This window comes from Desulfocastanea catecholica (assembly GCF_054657295.1).
Genome location: NZ_BAAHYZ010000030.1, coordinates 18,424 through 37,719 on the forward strand (window position 1 = coordinate 18,424; position 19,296 = coordinate 37,719).

Annotated in this window: 13 protein-coding genes; 9 read left to right on the forward strand and 4 right to left on the reverse strand. The window is 52.5% G+C overall.

The window, feature by feature from the left end; translation table 11 throughout:
* Positions 1 to 188: 188 nt before the first annotated feature.
* The gene (locus ACYQ8U_RS19705; RefSeq protein WP_459947278.1) at positions 189 to 1,754 is read left to right on the forward strand and encodes a GNAT family N-acetyltransferase; all 1,566 of its coding nucleotides are present in this window, start codon (positions 189 to 191) and stop codon (positions 1,752 to 1,754) included.
* A gap of 121 nt (positions 1,755 to 1,875) precedes the next feature.
* Here the strand turns inward: ACYQ8U_RS19705 and ACYQ8U_RS19710 are convergent, their stop codons facing one another.
* Complete coding sequence (locus ACYQ8U_RS19710; RefSeq protein ID WP_459947279.1) at positions 1,876 to 2,421, reverse strand: ferritin; 546 nt, start codon at positions 2,419 to 2,421, stop codon at positions 1,876 to 1,878.
* An 87-nt stretch (positions 2,422 to 2,508) separates the two neighbouring features.
* On the reverse strand, positions 2,509 to 5,667 hold the full coding sequence (locus ACYQ8U_RS19715) for a hypothetical protein (protein ID WP_459947280.1): 3,159 nt from the start codon (positions 5,665 to 5,667) through the stop codon (positions 2,509 to 2,511).
* Between the two features lie 241 nt (positions 5,668 to 5,908).
* On the opposite strand from ACYQ8U_RS19715, the gene metC reads away from it, so the two are divergent.
* The 6 genes from metC to ACYQ8U_RS19745 all read left to right on the forward strand — a co-directional run bounded on the left by metC (position 5,909) and on the right by ACYQ8U_RS19745 (position 15,478).
* Positions 5,909 to 7,078 (forward strand): cystathionine beta-lyase, encoded by a 1,170-nt coding sequence (metC, locus tag ACYQ8U_RS19720; protein WP_459947281.1) that lies wholly within the window; start codon positions 5,909 to 5,911, stop codon positions 7,076 to 7,078.
* A gap of 47 nt (positions 7,079 to 7,125) precedes the next feature.
* The gene (hgcA, locus tag ACYQ8U_RS19725) at positions 7,126 to 8,313 is read left to right on the forward strand and encodes a mercury methylation corrinoid protein HgcA (protein WP_459947282.1); all 1,188 of its coding nucleotides are present in this window, start codon (positions 7,126 to 7,128) and stop codon (positions 8,311 to 8,313) included.
* Positions 8,314 to 8,327: 14 nt separating this feature from the next.
* Positions 8,328 to 8,621, forward strand: coding sequence for a mercury methylation ferredoxin HgcB (gene hgcB, locus ACYQ8U_RS19730; RefSeq protein ID WP_459947283.1), 294 nt, complete (start codon positions 8,328 to 8,330; stop codon positions 8,619 to 8,621).
* A gap of 23 nt (positions 8,622 to 8,644) precedes the next feature.
* Positions 8,645 to 10,984 carry an HDOD domain-containing protein gene (locus ACYQ8U_RS19735; RefSeq protein ID WP_459947284.1) on the forward strand — a complete coding sequence of 780 codons (2,340 nt, stop codon included), beginning with the start codon at positions 8,645 to 8,647 and terminating at the stop codon, positions 10,982 to 10,984.
* 379 nt (positions 10,985 to 11,363) lie between these two features.
* Positions 11,364 to 13,571 (forward strand): HDOD domain-containing protein, encoded by a 2,208-nt coding sequence (locus tag ACYQ8U_RS19740; protein WP_459947285.1) that lies wholly within the window; start codon positions 11,364 to 11,366, stop codon positions 13,569 to 13,571.
* A 2-nt stretch (positions 13,572 to 13,573) separates the two neighbouring features.
* Positions 13,574 to 15,478, forward strand: a complete 1,905-nt coding sequence (locus ACYQ8U_RS19745; RefSeq protein WP_459947286.1) for a hybrid sensor histidine kinase/response regulator — start codon at positions 13,574 to 13,576, stop codon at positions 15,476 to 15,478.
* 122 nt (positions 15,479 to 15,600) lie between these two features.
* Here the strand turns inward: ACYQ8U_RS19745 and ACYQ8U_RS19750 are convergent, their stop codons facing one another.
* A complete protein-coding gene (locus tag ACYQ8U_RS19750; RefSeq protein WP_459947287.1) occupies positions 15,601 to 16,062 on the reverse strand; it encodes a hypothetical protein in 462 nt (153 codons plus the stop codon).
* 155 nt (positions 16,063 to 16,217) lie between these two features.
* Here ACYQ8U_RS19750 and ACYQ8U_RS19755 point away from each other — a divergent pair, with 155 nt between their 5' ends.
* Positions 16,218 to 17,150: a diacylglycerol/lipid kinase family protein gene (locus ACYQ8U_RS19755; RefSeq protein WP_459947288.1), complete on the forward strand. Its 933-nt coding sequence runs from the start codon at positions 16,218 to 16,220 to the stop codon at positions 17,148 to 17,150.
* A gap of 133 nt (positions 17,151 to 17,283) precedes the next feature.
* Here ACYQ8U_RS19755 and ACYQ8U_RS19760 read toward each other — a convergent pair whose 3' ends face one another.
* Positions 17,284 to 17,859, reverse strand: a complete 576-nt coding sequence (locus tag ACYQ8U_RS19760) for a lipid-binding SYLF domain-containing protein (RefSeq protein WP_459947289.1) — start codon at positions 17,857 to 17,859, stop codon at positions 17,284 to 17,286.
* 543 nt (positions 17,860 to 18,402) lie between these two features.
* Between ACYQ8U_RS19760 and ACYQ8U_RS19765 the strand changes: the two genes are divergently transcribed.
* Positions 18,403 to 19,218, forward strand: coding sequence for a metallophosphoesterase family protein (locus ACYQ8U_RS19765; protein WP_459947290.1), 816 nt, complete (start codon positions 18,403 to 18,405; stop codon positions 19,216 to 19,218).
* Positions 19,219 to 19,296 lie beyond the last annotated feature (78 nt).

The window sequence follows — 19,296 nt, forward strand, 5'->3', positions numbered from 1 at the left end:
CCAGCCCCATAATCAGTAGTGACGGGTACCATTTTTTTGTGTCCGAAAACCCTGCCCGTCCATCCCACTGGAAAATTTTCACGAAATTATCTTCCTGTCGATCTTGCAACCGTGAAAATATGCAGCATATAGTATTCCCATGAGAAGACATGGACTCGTAAAAACATAAATCTTCCGGGGCAGACACTATGAGAAAAAAATCGGTACATGTACGGAATGCCGTCGAGGCAGATGTTCCCGCCATCGTCGAAGTGGCCGCCAAGGCCTATTCCAGGTGGTCCTCCGAACAACTGGCCAACGAGCGCAACTATCGGATGCAGATCGCCGCTTTTCCGGAAGGGCAGTTTGTCGCGGTGAAAGACGACAAGGTGGTCGGTTACTGTTCCAGCCTGATCGTCTATCTCGATGACGACTCGCCCTGGTACGCCCACGGCGAGATCACCGGCTTCGGCAGTTTTTCCACCCACAACCCTTCCGGCAACACCCTCTACGGTGCCGATATCGCCGTCGACCCGGATTACCAGGGACAGGGCATCTCGCAAAAACTCTATGCGGCGAGGAAAGCGCTGCTGCGGCGGCACAACCTCAAACAGATGATTGCCGGCGGCCGTATCCCCGGATATGGCGAGTATCGCGGAAAAATGAGCGCCAAAGAGTATGTGGCCAGGGTTCTCAAAGGTGAATTGCAGGACAAGTCCCTCAATGCCCATATCCGCGCGGGATATGAAATTCGCGGCGTGCACTACGGCTACATCGAAGACGAACAGTCTCTTGGCTATTCCACCCATCTGGTCATGCCCAATCCCCGGCATAATGCCAACAAACGGGCGGTGGCTGGACAACCCATCAAAAGAACCCTCAGACGGGCCCGGATCTGCGCCGTGCAGTATGAAATGAGGAAAATACGCAACTGGGAGGAGTTGTGCGAACAGGTGGAATATTTCGTCGATACGGCGGATTTATACGACAGTCATCTGGTCATTTTTCCGGAACTGTTTATCGCCCAGATGCTCTGTACCCTCGACCGGAAGAGTCCTCTGCCGCAACTGGTATCGCAGCTTGCCGATCTGCATGGTCAGTACATCGACTTATTCACCGGCCTGGCGACCAGCCGCCAGATACTCATCGTCGCCGGCTCCGTGCCGGTGCGTCAGCCGGACGGCACCATCCGCAACACGGCGCATCTCTTTTCCCCGATGGGCAATGTCTACACCCAGGAAAAGCTGCATCTGACCCCGGCGGAATCGACATACTGGGGCCTGTGCCAGGGGGAAGGCCTGAAGGTTTTCGAAACCCATCTGGGCAGAATTGCCATTCTCATCTGTTATGATATTGAATTTCCCGAACTCTCAAGAATGCTGGTCGATGCCGGGGTCGACCTGATCGTTGTTCCTTTTGCCACCGACGAGCGCAAGTCCTACCAGCGCGTGCGCTACTGTGCCCAGGCGCGGGCGGTGGAAAACACCATCTATGTCGTGCTGGCGGGCAATGTCGGCGCCCTGCCGCGCAGCCCGGCGATGTCACTCAATTTCGGCCAGGCCGCGGTGCTGACGCCGTCGGATTTCGCCTTCCCGCTCAATGGCATTGCCGCCGAAGGGATCATCAACACCCAGACGGTGGTGATAACCGATATCGACCTCGGGGCCCTGGAGGTCGAGCGGGAAGTGGCCAATGTCCGGCCACTTATCGATCGACGCCCGGATATCTACTGCATTCAGAGCAGGATCAAGATAGAAAAATGCAAGGTCAGCTGAACCGGCGGCAGCCCGGATTGACGACGTGCTGAGAGTACAGACCGACCATTAAGCCGTTCTGCACTCTCTTTAATGGCTCTTTACTGGCTCTTTAATGGCTGAGAAATGCGTTTCTTCTGGGTTATGCCGCCGCCTTGGCCGCCGCCTCCACGCCTTTGCTGAAATCGGTGGGGATGGTCGCCACCCGGGCGGATAACTCCCGGTCGAGCATCAACAGGGCATGGACGTTGTCGCCGATCAGTTTCAGCTGGGCAATGATATCATTGTCATTTTCTTCCTCTTCCACCTGTTCGGTGATATACCACTCGAGGAATATCTGCGTTGCATGGTCCTTCTGGCTGATCGCCAGTTCCATCAGATCGTTGATCGAACTGGTTATGTACTGTTCATGGGCCAGCGTCTGGGTAAACATATCGAGCTGCGAGGAAAATTCGGCGGGAGGGGCCTTAATGGCTTCGAGCTTGACCTCTTCGCCCTGGCGCTGCACATATTCATAGAGTTTCATGGCGTGGAACATCTCCTCGTGATATTGCACCATGAACCAGTTGGCAAAACCTTTCAAGCCGCTTTTATTGGAACAGGCCGACATCGACATATACAGGTAGGCGGAATACATCTCTTTGTTTATCTGATCATTCAGGGCCTGGGCCATCTTTTTATCAAGCATGGAAATCTCCTTTTATGAGTAGAGGTAAAGAGCTACTGACTGACGGTAATGGTAAGCATAAAGCGGCCACGGGCAAGCTGGCAAAAATCACTGCCATTTTCTTTTTGCGCCGAATTTTTCCATCTCGGCGAGATATTGTTCGGATCGGTCAAGATAGAAGGCCAGGGGTTTGGAAAAGTTTTTACCGACCAGCCCATCGACAAAGACCTGGCTTATTTCCTGCTGCCGGTTGAGGACCAGTTGCGACCGATAGAAGATCAGCCATTCCTCCCGGGACATCCTCTGCAGAAGAATATCCAGAGCCTTCCGGGCTCGCGGCTGATACATCCAGAAATACATGAGATCCAGAGCGTTGACGATAATAAACCGCTCCTGCTCCCTGGCCTCGTAGTTGAGGGTCTGCATCATCATCTTCGGCGACTGGAGCATCTCGAGGACGTCTTCCTCGGGAAATTGCAGATCCAGGCGGGAAAATACGGCAAAAAGCTGCGATATTTTCGTCTGGTAGGCGGCAAGCCGTGCCCGGATATTGATCTGCCGGTCAGCCAGACCCTCGATAACCCCGGCGACACAGTCCGAGGCACATTTGGAAATGATTGCCGCCCATTTCTGCAAAATTCCCGAGGTATCGGGTATACCGCTCAGCTGGAGGACCAGACCAACCGCCGAATTCAAGACAATGGCCAGGGGAATGGCCAGAATAGAACGGAAAAAGTTGCCCACCGCTGCCGTCCTCGGCAGACCTCGGAAGGTATTATGCGTCGATATATAGATACCGTTGGCAAGGCCCATGACCGAATAGAGGAGGACCGGATTGGTGGTCGTGGTAATGCCGAAGCCCTGATCAAGCAGCAGGGTTTTCACCAGATAATCGAGGAGCGGCACGGAGAACCCGGTATACAGCAGGGAATCGGCAATACGGCTCCAGCTGACCAGGGAGTTCCACGGCAACAGGGGGGAACGCCGCAGCCCGCCTCCGCCGAGCACCGACTGGATAATGTTGCGTGCCCCGGTAATGCTGAACCAGATGAAGGCTCCCAGGTAGGCGAGGAGCCACCAGTCTTTGGTCAGGCTGAAGGTAAGAAAGGCCGGGACAAAGCCGAGCAATACCTTCAAACTATTTTTCAGGTTGGTATTGAGGTATTTCCACGGATGCTTCAGGCGCTCCTTCACCCTTCTTTCGATAAACACCTTGCCGTTGTCGCCGTTTCGCCCCAGTCCTCCCAGTGTCGCCACATTGCCGGTCTTTTGCGGATGGACGAGAAAGCCATCAAGCGTCCAGTCGCGCCAGCGGCAATCAACAGTATCTCTCCAGAACAGCAGCTTGGTCAACAAACTTTTTTCCCGGCACATTGGCGAACTATCGTGGCCGCGGCTGTGGATATTATGCGTCAACAGGGCGGTGACCGGGATAAGCGACCGTTTCTTTCTGACGATCCCTTCGCTGACAGCTTTTTTCGCCCTGCCGGGCAGGGTATCGAGCACCACCAGCCCCATGCCATACTGATGTTCAGCCAGCCCGGTCGACCCTGAACCGATCCGAGAGCCCAGGGTGCGTTTTTTGTAATAGTTATGGAACCTCTCCAGATTATAGAGAACATCCATCAACTGTACTTTCCTCTCCTGCATCTGTTGATATTCCCGGCCAAGCGTTGCCCCCTCCTGTTTGTCCGCGGGCAACATTTCCAGATGTTTTTTCAGGCGGAGTCGCTGTTCTTCAAAATCCCAGATAATGGCACGAATAACCCTCTTCAGGTTGATAACATTGTCTTCATTGAGGGCTTTCTGCAGATCGCTTATCAGGCTGTAATACTGCTCGGGACTTTTCACATCAACCGCCTCTCCCTCATGCCGCCCTTCACTGATGCCGACGCCGGAGGTTATGCCATGGGCGGCATCTTTCAGGTTATAGGCCTCGATATGACTGATCATTCCTTCGCAGGAATAGAGCAATTCCAGGGTATCCTGGACGGACAGATTGCTGAGGTTCAAGGTAAACTTTGAGCTTGAGTGCAAGGACAACAGCCTGCGCAGCTGTTGATCGAGGCTGTGCCTGAGCAATTCCGGGGTATCCGGGCTATCCTCGGGCTTGGCGGGGTTATGCACCTCCGGGTTGCGCGAGGGCAGGAGAAACCTTTCAATTATGGCTTCTACCGACACATCCCGCAGCTGGTCAATACGCAGCGCGATGCGGTTTTTTGTCTCCTCGGCCGTACCCTGCTGATTGTGGCGGAGGACATTGATTTCCTTCTGGATATGCTCCATCACCGCGTTATGAATAAATCGGCCGAGATGAAGCACCGAGGGCTGACCGACGCCGACGAACCGGAGAAAATCCTCCTGCTGCAACAATTCGAGCGACAGCTCCAGATCCCGGTTAAGGTCCAGCCGATGCCTGGTATTAAAGACCTCGAATATTTCGAAAACATATCTTTGCTGATAGTTCGAGACCAGACGCCCTGCGTCCATCAGCTCGATCACCGCCTCTTCCTGGAGAAACTTGAGAAAGGAGCGATTGTCGTTAAACCCATGGGGCTCCCAGGTAAAACGGACATATTTATCGCGAAACCGAGACGACATTTCAATGCCGACCTGCACCCGGACATCGAGTATGGCACTGGCCTCGATCAGCTCCTCAATCACCTCATGGCTGACATAGTTGTAATACACCACGGTGAGGAAGCGGATGCCTTTGATCCAGGCGTCCATGACCAGATGCGTCGGGGATTTTCGTCCCTTGGTATTCGCATCGTGCACATGATCATCGAAGGCGTACTGGTTCCACTCTTCCGGCATTTCCAGCAGATGATACCTGGCCAGTTCCGCCCGCACGGCTCGCGGATTGCCGGTGGAAACCATGCGAAACTCATGGGCCAGTTTCAACTGCCGCAATTCATTGTCGTGGGCACGCAACAGATCTTTCATGATCTGCAGCAGGACGCGGGCGGTATTTTTCTGAAAGAAGGTGGTCGAGGTGAGAAACACCTCGTCACGCAGGGAGCGCAACAGCTTGATCCGATCCCCGGCACTGCCCTGTTCAAAGGAGCCGAGCAGGCCGGCAATGGCGTAGGCGATGCGCAATCCACGGGGTGCAGCCATTTCCTTGATGCCATGCGGGTGCATATGTTCGACCAGGAGAGAACGCAGATCTTTTGATTTGCCGCCGCGTTCCAGCACGTCTTTGACCACACTGAGCAGCTGGTAATCGTTTTTATCGAAAAATATCGGTGCTGGTTTTTTATCCATCAAGTTCCACTATCCTGTAGAATACATTCTCGGACAACTTCCTGGGTCTTGCCATGACTGGACGGTGTGGAAAATCCCGGGGAAAGACAGGTAAACTGCTGTACATTGAACCTATCCTGTTTTACCATCTCAGACAATGGCAGATGAACAGTTTTTACGACGCCATCACATTTTAAAAGAGAATTTTACCATGACAACCGGCAAGAAAATGGTTTCAAGCAGGCCCGCAGGACCGGGCGAAATGACAGATCACACCGCGATTCTCGCCAAAACCTGGCGGCAAAGGGACCACAGCACGGCGACCACCATCAACCCGCCCCTCTACAAAGGTTCAACCGTCCTCTTCGATACCTATGGCGAGATGCTCAAGGTCGGCCGCCACGAATACCAGGGCATCACCTACGGCACCGACAGACTGCCGACCCAGCGGCAATTTGAAGAGGCGATGCGGCAGCTCGAAGGAGGAGCAGTGACCAGGGTATTCCAGTCGGGCATTGCCGCCATCCAGACCGCGATGCTGGCCTTTACCAAAAGCGGCGATCATATCCTGGTCTGTGATAACGCCTACGGCCCGGGTCAGCGATTCTGCAGAAAGGTACTGAAAAAATTCAATATCGACTTTACCCTGATACCACCCAACGTCGGGGCGGATATTGCAGAGTATATCCGGCCCAATACCGTGTTGATCCTGCTTGAATCGCCCGGCTCAATTACCTTTGAAATCCAGGACATTCCGGCAATCACCGCCGTCGCCCGGCAGAAAAATATCGTCACCCTGCTCGATGCCACCTGGGCCACACCGCTCTATGTGCGACCTTTTGCCCTCGGCGTCGACGTCTCCATCCATTCGGTGACCAAATATATTTCCGGTTATTCCGATGTGCTGGCCGGAACGGTGACAGTCAATGAGCAGTACAGCCATACCTTCGACAGCTTTTACAAACTGATGGAAATTTATACCCCGGGAGAGGAATGTTATCTGGCCCTGCGCGGCCTGCATTCCCTCGCTACCAGATTGCGACAACACCAACAGTCGGCGCTGACCATCGCCAGGTGGCTGCAGACCGTGCCGATCGTCGACAATGTTCTCCACCCCGCCCTGCCCTGCCATCCGGAACACCATCTCTGGCAGCGCGATTTTCAAGGTTCCTCGGGACTTTTTTCCTTCACCTTCCACCAGGACTATGCCGACGACCAACTTGCCGCCTTTATCGACTCGCTGCAGCTATTCCGCCTGGGCTACAGCTGGGGCGGCTATGCAAGTCTGCTTACCGCGGCCAAAATCAAGCGGACCATCCCGTCGCGCTACGACGGCAAAACCATTGTCCGCCTGAGTATCGGCCTGGAAGACTGCGACAGGCTCATCGACGATCTTGCCAAAGGTTTCGCCATGCTTATAGAAAAGACCTGATGAAAGACCTGCTCTTATACTGATGAAATATACCAAAGAGGTTAACCGTGACTGAAACGCCAGGACTGCACCTTGTCCCCCTGCCGCGCATCGACCAGCGTGATTGCTGCCCGCCAAAGCCCCTGCAGGCGCCGACCGAGGTACCCGACGCCCCCTGTTGAGGCCCGAAACCGCCTCCACGGTCCAGTGGATACGCTCGTGCCGGTTATGTTATTTATCCCTTTGTTGACGACTTTATCAATACGCCGATCGGCCCGGTTCCGCGGATTGCCACCTCTCTGTCCATCGGCGATCGTCTGGGCACCCTCGGGGCGAGAACCGGCTTTACCCGAAATAATTACAGCATTACCCCCGGTCTCTACTGTATCGGCACTCCGGATCAGAACGCCCCGGTTCTGGTCACCGCCAATTATAAATTGACCTTTGACGCGCTGCGCCAGGAACTCGCCGACATCCCCGTCTGGCTTCTGGTCATTGATACTCGGGGCATCAATGTCTGGTGCGCGGCGGGCAAAAAGACCTTTACCGCGGAAGAAATTGCCTACCAGGTACAAAATGCCCGGCTCGACCGGCTGGTCAGCCATCGAGAGTTGATCCTGCCCCAGCTTGCCGCCCCCGGGGTGGCCGTCCGTGAGCTGAAGAAACTGTGCGGCTTTACCGGTCGTTTCGGGCCGATTCTCGCCTCGAAATTATCGCAATTCCTGCAGGGCAAAGAGGATGAAGCGATGCGCACGGTAACCTTTTCCCTCAAAGAACGGGCCGTACTCATCCCGCTGGAAGTCTGCATGCTGTGGAAAAAACTGCTCATCGCCCTGACTGTTTTTTTCCTGGTGTCGGGGATCTCGCCGGAGGTGTTTTCCTTTGCCGTGGGCCTTGAGAGAAGCACCACGCTTCTTCTTGCCACCCTTACGGCAATCCTTGCCGGCGCGGTGCTCACGCCCCTGCTGCTGCCGTGGATACCCATGCGCCAGTTCTGGGTAAAAGGCGCCTTGGCCGGAGGTCTTGCCGCCCTGGTGTTTTTATTTACCGCCGACGCAAAGCTGCATGGGGTTGAACAGCTTGCCCTGTGGCTGTGGATCAGCGGGTGTTCCGCCTATCTCGCCATGAACTTCACCGGCTGCACCCCCTTTACCTCCCTGTCCGGGGTGGAAAAAGAGCTGCGCCGAGGATTGCCGCTGCAGATAGCTGCGGCAACGCTGGCCCTTTTGTTCTGGGTGGCCGGACCTTTTATGTAAAGAGGAGATGAAGTATGAAAGATTTCAGGTATCTTGATGAAACAGCAATTTTACGTCTGTCGGAGGAAAAGTGCATCGGCTGCGGTAATTGCCAGCTGGTCTGTCCGCACCGTATCTTCAGAGTGCGGCATGGCAAGGCCGAAATCATCGACCCTGACGCCTGCATGGAATGCGGTGCCTGCGCGACAAACTGCCCGATGGACGCCATCTATGTCAACCCGGATGACGGCTGCGGCTGTGCTGCCTATATCATCAACAGCTGGCTCGCCAGGGTTCTCGGCAAGACGCCCTCCGGCTGTGGCTGCTGAGTTTTAACGAAAAGGCACGAACCATGACCCAGACCATCGTCATAAGCAGCGGCAAAGGCGGGGTCGGCAAGACGAATATCAGCGTCAATGCCGCCATCGAACTCGCCCAGCGCAATTACCGGACCTGTCTCCTCGATGCGGATCTTGGACTGGCCAATGTCAACATCCTTTTGGGAATCAACCCGGAAAACAGTCTCGATGATTATATCTTCGGCGATAAAAATCTCAACGAGATCATCCTGCCGACAAAGTTCGGCATAGATGTCATCCCCGGAAGTTCGGGGATTGAAAAAATCGCCAATCTGGCGCAGCAGGACATTGCCGATCTTGTCGCCGCCTTCGCCCAGATACGCGGCTATGATTATTTCCTCATCGACACCTCTTCGGGTATCTCCAGAGGAGTCATCGCCTTTTGCCTTGCCGGCAGCCAGACGATCATCGTCATTACCGCCGAAGCGACCTCTCTTACCGACGCCTATGCCCTGTTGAAGGTGATGGCTTGCAACAACTACAGCGGGACAGTAAAGATCCTCGTCAACAAGAGCCCCAGCATCCCCCAGGCGAAAGAGACCTATCTGCGTTTTAAAGACGTCGTCAGCCGGCACCTGAAAATCAATATGAGTCCGGCCGGGATAATTCTCAACGACCCGAATATCGAGACATCGATCACCCGGCAACAACCGGCCCTGCTCCTCTATCCCGACTCTCTTGCCTGCCAGTGTATCCGGGCAATGGTCGCCAATCTTCTCAAAAGCAATGCAGGTCTACATCAGGGGGATGATCTCAACGGGTTCTGGCAACGTTATTTCGATTATGCCCTCCAGGATCTCGCGCTGCCGGAACTCCCCGGCAGCAGAAAGACACCGAAAAGGTCTTTTCAATTGCTCAGCCCGGCAAGTGCAGGCGAAGGCTGCGACCAGGCAGAGGAGGGGAAAAAGCTGCCCGAAAACACCGCGGAATCTATCAGCCCTTTTGTTGCGGGGGATGGCATTTTTGCACTCGCGGATCTTCCTATCCCCACCCCCCTGCTGGCAAAGGCCCTGACATTGCAGGCCCAAGGAAAAATGACCGAGGAGCTACTCCTCGATTTCTTCTGCAGCGATCCGGTGCTCATGGTCATGGCCTTAAAACTGATGCATGGATCGGCCGCCGGCACCGACCGGACCGGACGGGTAACCAGGCGACAGCGGATTATCGAGCAACTGGGGCCGGAGGTGCTGACCAACCTCCTGCGCACCACCGCCATGCACAGGGGCTTGCAGCAGGCAATGTCTGTGGAAACGGCCAAATTAACCACCGGCTTCTGGGCCCATAGCGGTACCTGCGCGCTTCTGGCCGAAAATATCGCCGAAATCACCGGTTATCCCTATCCTGAAGAGGCATTTATTGCCGGACTCATCCACGATATCGGCCGGCTGGCCCTGCAAACCGATTACCCGGCAGTGTATGGCCAATTTTGCGAGAACTTCGGCCATGACGCACCACTTCTCGAGATGGAGCGGCGGATCTTCACAACCAGTCATGCCGAAATTGCCGCAAAAGCCCTCAGATCCTGGCAGCTGGACGGTTTTCTGGTCGATGCCGTCCAGTACCATGCCGAGCCTTGGTCGAGAATTGTCACGGCCTTCAGCCTGGTGCAGATAGTCTTCCTGGCCAGCCGACTGGCTGACTCGCCGGTCGGGGAGGGCCAGGCAGAAAAGCTGAGCGAGACACTTTTTGAACTTTCCGGCGATCAACTGCACAACCTGACTGCCAATGCGGCGGTAAAAACACGGCAGCTTGCCGACCGTTTCGATATTCCACTTGCCGCGGAACCGGACGACGACAAAAGAGCAGAGACCGACAGCCGTTTTCGGCAGCAGGCAAGGGACTATGCCCTGCTGCAGAGTGCGCTGCCCGGCACACCCGTTGCCAAAACACTTCCGGAAATCATCCGCGGTCTTTTTTCTGCCTGCGATATTCTCCTTGGTATTCAACCGGCCCTTTGCCTGCTGCCGGATCGCCGGCTCGGGGTGTTACAGGGGAGAGGGTATCCCGGCTGTTTGGGCTGGGACACGCTTGCCGATATGCAATTTTCCTTACAATGGGAAAAAAGCCTGGTGGTACAGGCATTTCTTTCCAGAGAACTAAAGAGCGTGCCTGCCGAAGACAGCGACGTGCTTTCCCTGGCCGATCAGCAGTTATTTCGAGCTCTTGGTACCGATGGATGTGTCTGTGTACCGATGATTACCGAAGGAATGAACCACGGTATTATCGTGTTTGGCCTGCAAAAAAACCAACGGGTAAAGATCGATTCTTTGCGTCATCGACTGGAGCAATTCGGCGCTCAGGCGGCTAAAATCTTATGCAGGGTAGCAGATTAAAAAAATCCCCGACAATAAAACCGATCGCCTTTCTTGACAAACACCCGACATTGCATATACACTTTGTCAATAAAAGGTTATTGATAATTTTTTAAAAATGGTAACAGGAATCAGACTCATTATCATACTACCTGCATGGTACTACCTGCATGGCTGTGAGTATTATCGTTTTTTAGAGCGAATAGATTAAAAATTATCATAGGATTCGGTTTGGTCTTGCCCCGGGAAAAGGAACGATTTTCCAGTACATCTTGCAGTCTGTTCCTTATCTGAGGGGGAATGTACGATACGGCACTCAAACTCTCGACCTCGGTCGTTTTTACATCCAGCCCCGGTAAACGGGAAACAAGCCAAAATAAGTGCTATCAGGTCGGAGTCAATGAGCAGCAAGGATAACGTTTATTCCCGCATACAGCAGTCCGGCAATCTGCCGACTTTGCCGGCAATTCTCCTCAAGTTACTGGCCGCGTGCGACAATGATGACACCCCGATGTCTGATATTGCCGCCATCATCAACAAAGATCCCGTCCTGAGCTGCAAAGTCCTGCAACTCGTTAATTCGGCATATTACGGCTTTCGCTATTCTTTTAAAGGCATGGAACAGGCGGTCGTTTATCTCGGCGCGAATACTCTTAAAAACATCGCGGTAACCATGTCGGTGCACCAGGTGTTTGATCGAAAACGATTTAAAAAAGTCGGCTGTTTTACTTTCAATGTGTTCTGGTACCAGTCATTGATGTGTGCCACCCTGGCCAGACGAATTGCCCAGAAAATCGGTTTTACCGGCATGGATGAGGCGTATCTCTCGGGCCTTCTCCATAATATCGGCCGGCTGCTGCTGATTTCGACTTTCCCCAAGGAGCATGAATCAATCCTCGCCCACCCGGAGGATGGCCTCAATACCTTATGGGCCGAGACGCAACAACTCGGGGTGACCCATTGCGAAATCGGTTCCTGGCTGATACAGCAATGGCACATGAGCTCGTTGATGGCCGACGCCGTACAGTATCACCATGAGCCGCTGGAAAAAATCAAAGAGGCATTTCCTCTGGTCAAGATTGTTTATCTCGCCAATCTTCTGGGTGAACATAGCAACGACATAGAGAGCATACCTGATATCGACGGCCTGTTGAGCGGACTGCAGCGCACCGATATGCAGGCAATAGTCGAAGGAGCGGAGGAAGAGGTCGAACAGATTGCCGCCGATCTGGAAATCGTGGTGCAGAAGCCCTCCGAGGCCGACGATGTTCCAGCGATATCTGCTGCCCGGCAATCGGAGAGAACTGCTGTTGCCGGGGAGACTGAGGATAAAGAAGAGGCCTTGCAGGAGGATCTCAAGGCTCGGATAAAAAGTGTTTCCCTGCTGTCGAACTTTCTTCTCAACCTGGGCCAGGCCGGAGATATCGAGGGGATTATTGCCGCATGCGAGCAGGCCATGCATATTCTCTTCAATATAGACAAGGTCCTGTTTTTCTTAACCGATCCGAAGAACATCCTGCTCAAGGGACAGACGTCTTCGGTCAACGGTCTGCAGCAGACCAGCCGGGGATTGACCCTCACCCTGCAACAAAGCTCGAGCCTCATCGTCAAAACCTACCATGACATGTCGATGGCCTATCTGACCGCCGAAAAATCGATGGACAATCTCGCCGACATGCAAATTTTGACCATCCTGCAAAGCAGCACCGTTCTTCTCGTCCCGCTCATTGCCAATCATACATCTGCGGGGGTCATTCTCCTCGGCCTGCCACAGGAGGTGCATGCCCTTTCCGAAAATGACCACAAACTCGTGCAGGTTGTTGCCCAACAGGCGGGACTCTGCCTGCAGATGGAAAGAATGAAGGAACAACAAGCCGCCGAATTAGAGGCTGAGCGGAGGGCCGCCGTATCGCTGACTGCGAGAAAGGTGGCCCATGAGATCAATAACCCCCTGGGCATCATCAGTAATTATATTACCTCGATACAACTGAAGCTGGCAGATGACCAACAGATCAAAAACGAGCTGAGCGTCATTGATGAGGAAATCCACCGAATCTCTCTGATGATCAGGCAACTCGACCTGTTCTCGCAGGAACCGAAATACAGCGTTGCCTTCACTGATGTCAATGCAACCATTACCGATATTATTCAGCTTATCAAAGCAGCCCACTTCGCCAGGCCGGAAATCCGCATTTCCTTGCAGCCTGACGACAATCTTCCGCACATAGTAACAGCAAAGGACGCCCTTAAGCAGATTTTAATCAACCTGCTCAAGAATGGTGCTGAAGCGATGAACGACGGCGGCAGCATAACAGTGACGACAAGGCGAACTACCAAGAAGAGGTTCGTCGATGGGGAGGGAATTGAAATAATTGTTGCGGATACCGGGCCGGGATTGCCCGAATCGGTAGCCGCCAGACTCTATTCTCCATTTGTCACGACAAAATCGAATGGCCACTCGGGCCTGGGACTTTCGATAGTCCATAAAACCGTGAAAGACCTCGGCGGCACACTCTCATGTACAAGCAGTCCGACAAACGGCACCAGTTTTTCAATTTTTCTTCCCAGCTCTGCCCCGGATGAGTTGAGGCAAACGAGAATGCGATAGACATGAAATCAAATATTCTTCTGGTTGACGATGAACCACGATTTATTGACAGCCTGCACACTATCCTGCAGCATTTCAATTATAACTGCACCAAGGCAACCACCGGAACAGAGGCCATCGAGCAGCTGAAAACCAATCAATTTGACCTGGCCCTCCTCGATGTCGGACTGCCCGATATCTGCGGCTGCAACATTGTAGAATTCATCAAGACCTCCAGGATATCCACCACCGCCGTCATGCTGACAGGCATCAGTACCGTTGAAACGGCGGTCAAGGCTATGAAACTTGGCGCCTATGATTTTCTCCGCAAACCAATCAATCACGAAACCCTCATAAGCACCATAGGCAAGGCCCTGCGGCACAATACTCTCGAAAATGAACTGCAGGTCAGTGAACAAAGGTTTGAGACCCTCTCCGAGGCGGCCTGGGAAGGGATTGTCATCCACGAAGACCTGAAAATTATTGAAGCAAACAATCAGTTTCTGCAGATGTTCGGCTATAGCCGTACAGAGCTGCAGGGCTTGTTTCTCCATGAAATATTTGCCCCGGCCTCCATGGAAACGGCCAATCTTTTTCTTGACCAGAAGCTCAACGGCCACTGTGAAGTGATCGGCATGCGCAAGGACGGTACGGAGTTTTTTACGGAGATTAAGGCACGTCCAATACAGTATCTCAAAAAACCACGACAGGTTTGCGTCATCAGGGATATCTCGGAACGGGTCCGGGCCATGGAAGACAAGCTCAACTTGCAGAAGAAGCTGGCCAAAGCCAACAAGCTCAGCGCCCTGGGATTAATGGCCGGATCCGTTGCCCATGACCTGAACAATATCCTGTCGGGAATTGTCAGTTATCCAGACCTCCTGCTGCTGCAGATGAAGGAATCCGACAAGTATTATGAACAGATCAAGAAAATACAGGCGGCCGGTAAGCGGGCGGCAGCCGTCGTTTCTGATCTGGTGACCATCGCCAGGGGCGGCGCTTCGCCAAAGACGGTGGAAAATATCAACGATATTATTCGCTGTCATCTCGGTTCGCTCGAACACCTTGAACGGTTGGCAAACTTCCCCCAGGCGGTCATCCAGACCAAACTGCATAAAAATCTGTACAACACCTGCTGTTCAGAACCGCACCTGCACAAAATTCTGTTGAACTTGATCGGCAATTCACTGGAGGTACTTGGTGAAAAAGGCATCATTGATATATCAACCGACAACTGTACCTTCCTGCATCCCCTGGCGTTAGATGAACCTGGAGCACAGGCAAGTGATTATATCAAATTGACCATTTCGGATAATGGCCCGGGCATCAGGCAGGAGGATATCGACTATATTTTCGATCCCTTTTATAGCACCAAGGTGATGGGCAAAAGCGGTACCGGTCTTGGCCTGTCAATTGTCTGGAATATTGTCCAGGATCATAATGGCTGGATCGAGGCGAGGGACAACAATCCCGGGGCAATTTTTGAGATTTTTCTGCCCGCCAGCCATGACGCGGTCTGCCCGGTGCAGGATATCCCGACAGCGGATTCCTTTAGGGGCAACGGTGAAACCATACTGCTCATTGACGATCAATTGGAACAAAACGAAATTATCAGTAAAGCTCTGCAGAAAATGGGCTATGTCACCTACTCGGTCACCAGCGGCGAGGAGGGCATTGCTTTTCTGCAATCACAACCAGTTGATCTTGTTTTGCTTGATATGATGATGGGTGATGGGCTTAACGGGCGGGAAACATATGAAAAAATGCTCGGCATCCATCCCCGGCAAAAAGCAATTGTCATCACCGGCTATGCCAGGAGTGAAGAGATTAACAAAGCAAAACAACTTGGTGTCTCCGAATTTATTGAAAAACCGGTGACAATTTCCAAGATCGGCAAGGCTGTCAAGCAGTCACTTGCCTGCAATTGATCCGATGTTCCTGGAGAGGATGATGGTTTATTGATGACACGAGAAAAAAGAGCCCTCGAAAGACGAAACAAGAGTCGGAAATCTTTTTTTCACGGCGGCCACATACTCCTTGTCCGTCATGATTATTGATGGCTTCTGCGTGGTTGCGCGGAATAGCTAAAAGATATACCGGCAGCCCCCGGCGGTACAGCCATGGTCTGCTGAAAACTGCGCACTGTCTTCCATGAATCGGCAACACGATATCCGGAAGAAGCGACGATCTTCTCCTGCAATACTATCCCGGCGGCATCAAGGAACCGCAGGCGAACATCGAGTGAATCAACGCCCCAGCTATAATCAACCTCTCCAGCCACAGTTATATTGCCTTGCGCCAGGCGATAACTGTATACCACCGTCAAACCGCCCTGCCTGTAACTCCCCTGACCGGCACCCGTTCCATCAAACAGAATCCGCTCATCAACCGGCACAAGCCGTCCCACCCCGGCACAACCGACCAGCCCGAATGCTATGAGGAGAAACAGAGACAAAACAGCCGTCTTGCCGATCATCCCATACAGTATCTTTTCATGCAGTATGTTTTTCATACTCACCTCCGTTGCTGGTTTTCTTTAAGTGGTCGTAGTATTGTAAACACTGTGCCTGAAAAAGAAAAGCCGCCAGGCAACCAGGAGAAAACCATACAAGGGATGTTTCGGAAATCGGCTGAGAACAGTTTCAACAATCATTGGTCATGAAAGTTATGAAAAGCATAAATGACAGCGGAGAGAGTGGAAGATCTGCAGACTTCAAAAATCCTGTCCCGCTGTATTTTAATCCTGACTCAGGAAATTCCGTCAAGGCATTGGAAAAGATACAAAATGACGGCCGCATCAAGACGGAGGCGGTATCGCCTGAAAAAATGGCAGAAGTAATCAAAATGGCTGTCCAGCAAAAGACCAAGCGCGTGCTGGTCAGCGGAGGGGATGGAACAATAGCGCTCGTCGCATCACAGCTTGCCGGGAAAACAACGGAACTTGCGGTGATACCCAGCGGCACATTGAACCATTTCGCGCAACGTGTCGGCATACCGAATGATCCTGCTGAGGCACTGGATGTGGCATTGCATGGCCAGGCGCGGCCGGTAGATGTTGCTTACGTCAATGAGCTGCTTTTTATCAACACCAGTTCCGTCGGGGCATATCCTGTATTTGTGCGCAGTCGTAACTATCTGCAAAACCGTATGCATTATTTTCCGGCATCAATCATTGCAGGATTTGGCAGGTTGTTGAAATTCAGACGCGTTCTGGTGAATTTTGCTGGTAAGGAGTTGAAAACCCCCCTGGTGTTTATTGGTGTGGGGGAGCGTGAACTAGGTTTCCCGGCATTGGGGCAGGTAAAAGAACAAGGACGACAGGGCCTGCACCTTGTTGCAGTTGATTGCGGCACTACCTTTGAGGCATTTATTCTTATTATGAAATCATTATTTTTAGGAGAAGATCCGTGGCAGAAGGAACGACGTATTGAAACTCAGGTAACTGACACTATCGAGCTGAATTTTCGCCGGCAAAGGAGCCGGATTAATGTCGCTCTGGATGGAGAATTAGTCCTGCTTCGTGCACCACTCAGATATCGTTTCGCACCTGGAGAAATCATGGTCGCGGTTCCCGGCGAGGAAAATAATCGCCGAAAATAGTCGGAGAATTATACCGTTACGCAGCAAAAGCAGCTGAGGGATGCGGTAAGAAAGGGACCCATTGCAGTCGGCAATCATGCCGGGCAAATCCGGTGGTGCACAGATCGCTGGTGCTGGGTCCCTTTAAGAAAAATTACAGAGGTTCAAATGTAAATTTCTGCCCGCCGAGTGAAAACTCGTACATAAGACCACCCTTTGCATGCACGAAAGAAGCCATACCGTTGACATAGTCGGTCTCAGCCTGGACCCCGGTTTTAGGACCGGCGGTTGCACCGGCTCCAACACCGCCAGTTCCGACCTTGGCTTCGGCCCCCGCGGTTATTACGATCGCCTGCGCGGTGGCGTCAAATTCGAAATCACCGCTGGTGAATTCATCGTACGTCCGCTTGTCCTGGAAGAATATTATTTCACTGAAAGCTTTACCGCCCATCTGGAATCCAATCGATCCCTCAATCACTGTTGATCTCCCGGTGACCGTATCACCACGGTAAACCTGGCCTTCGCCGTAGGAGCCACCAACCACGAATCCTGCCTTGCCGATAAGTGGAAAGACTGCATATCCATAGGAATTATCGAAAAATTTGGTCACCGCGGGTGAATCTTTAAACACCTTGATGGTACTCGAATAGTCCTTCACCTCAGCAGCGACTACAGGAGTCGATATGCGAAAAATTAAACCAACGATTAATAACACCAATATCTTTTTCATTTTTATTCTCCTTTGAAGATTATGGGTTTTTCCGTCTATGTTTTTACCCAATAGTGAAGAGTGACACCCCCTCCTGGCCCAAATCGATGGGCTCAACGTTTTGACAACCATATTAATTTTTATAGCAAAAAATGTGCCATTAAGAATTAAATAGTGTGAACGGTTGCAATACCACTATAATTCTGTAACCCTTCGGTTTCCCAGCAGAAAAAAACATCAGATCGTCTTCCTGGGCAACAGTCCTGTACCACTGGATTATCCGTCCGATGGAGATCAGCTACACCAGACACGGACTACTTCTTTCTTCAGCACCAGCATAGAGTCTTATTCGGCAAGACAGATTTCCGAAGAGAGTGGAATCTGATGTACAGACCTCTGGCCAGTTGTTGTAAAAGGTCTTGATACCGGGATGTTGCGTCCATTCTCATTTTTCTCTCTTGTCTGGCCTGACCATTGCTGCTTGTATGTATTGCCTGTTAGAGGTAGATTGGTAAAAACCTCTCTGTCGAATTGAATCTACGCCCCCACCACGGTTTTTGAGATATGGTCACTCTAGCGCATATTTCGGATCTGCATTTTGGCCGTGCAAACCCCCATCTTGTCGTTGGCCTGCTGCACGCTCTTGAAGACATCGAACCACATTTGGTCGTCATAAGTGGCGATCTGACGCAACGTGCCCGTACCCGCGAATTTCTCGCCGCAAGAGCGTTTCTTGATAGTTTGCAGTGGCCTTTTCTGGTTATTGCCGGCAATCACGATATCTCGGCGGACAACCTTCCTGAGCGGTTTTTCACTCCCTGGAAAAAATGGCACCGCCATATCGCCAATACCCTTGAGCCTATAGTCAGCGATAAAAATTCTATCGCCATCGGCGTCAACACGGTGCGGCGATCGGGATATTACTTCGATTGGTCGCGGGGGCGTGTCAACAGCAGGCAGATCGCCGCCATTGCCGAATATCTGGCCGAGGAAGCGGGCGAGCGCCTGCGGGTGATTGCTGCGCATCATCCTTTTTGGATTCCGAAAGCGTATAGATACCGCCATGTAATCGGAGGGCGCGATATGGCCATCAGCAGGCTGAAGAAAGTGGGGGTGGATATTATTCTCAGCGGCCATGTCCATCTGGCCTACACCCATGTCGTCGATGGCCTGATTATCTCTCATGCAGGCACGGCAATATCCAATCGTCTGGAAGCAGATTGCCCTAATAGTTTTAAAATAGTTCGTGGGGATCGTCAAAGGTTGTCGGTTGAAACCAGAGAGTGGCGTAATACATGTTTTACCAAAACATTAGAGCAGGTATTTGTCCGTATTCAGGGGGAATGGATGGCATCTGATCGAGAAACTCCTGCATCATAAAACCTATCGTAAATTCCCGTGCGACAGGAGAGACGGGAGGATCTGAAAGCTGTCTTTCCCAGCATGAGATCCTCGCTT

Bases quoted from the DNA above. Each gene is read 5' to 3' on its own strand.
- metC (WP_459947281.1), top strand. From the start codon at position 5,909: ATGACAGATCACACCGCGATTCTCGCCAAAACCTGGCGGCAAAGGGAC.
- ACYQ8U_RS19705 (WP_459947278.1), top strand. From the start codon at position 189: ATGAGAAAAAAATCGGTACATGTACGGAATGCCGTCGAGGCAGATGTT.
- ACYQ8U_RS19750 (WP_459947287.1), bottom strand. From the start codon at position 16,062: ATGAAAAACATACTGCATGAAAAGATACTGTATGGGATGATCGGCAAG.
- ACYQ8U_RS19735 (WP_459947284.1), top strand. From the start codon at position 8,645: ATGACCCAGACCATCGTCATAAGCAGCGGCAAAGGCGGGGTCGGCAAG.
- ACYQ8U_RS19745 (WP_459947286.1), top strand. From the start codon at position 13,574: ATGAAATCAAATATTCTTCTGGTTGACGATGAACCACGATTTATTGAC.
- ACYQ8U_RS19755 (WP_459947288.1), top strand. From the start codon at position 16,218: ATGAAAAGCATAAATGACAGCGGAGAGAGTGGAAGATCTGCAGACTTC.
- ACYQ8U_RS19710 (WP_459947279.1), bottom strand. From the start codon at position 2,421: ATGCTTGATAAAAAGATGGCCCAGGCCCTGAATGATCAGATAAACAAA.
- ACYQ8U_RS19715 (WP_459947280.1), bottom strand. From the start codon at position 5,667: ATGGATAAAAAACCAGCACCGATATTTTTCGATAAAAACGATTACCAG.
- ACYQ8U_RS19760 (WP_459947289.1), bottom strand. From the start codon at position 17,859: ATGAAAAAGATATTGGTGTTATTAATCGTTGGTTTAATTTTTCGCATA.
- hgcB (WP_459947283.1), top strand. From the start codon at position 8,328: ATGAAAGATTTCAGGTATCTTGATGAAACAGCAATTTTACGTCTGTCG.
- ACYQ8U_RS19740 (WP_459947285.1), top strand. From the start codon at position 11,364: ATGAGCAGCAAGGATAACGTTTATTCCCGCATACAGCAGTCCGGCAAT.
- ACYQ8U_RS19765 (WP_459947290.1), top strand. From the start codon at position 18,403: ATGGTCACTCTAGCGCATATTTCGGATCTGCATTTTGGCCGTGCAAAC.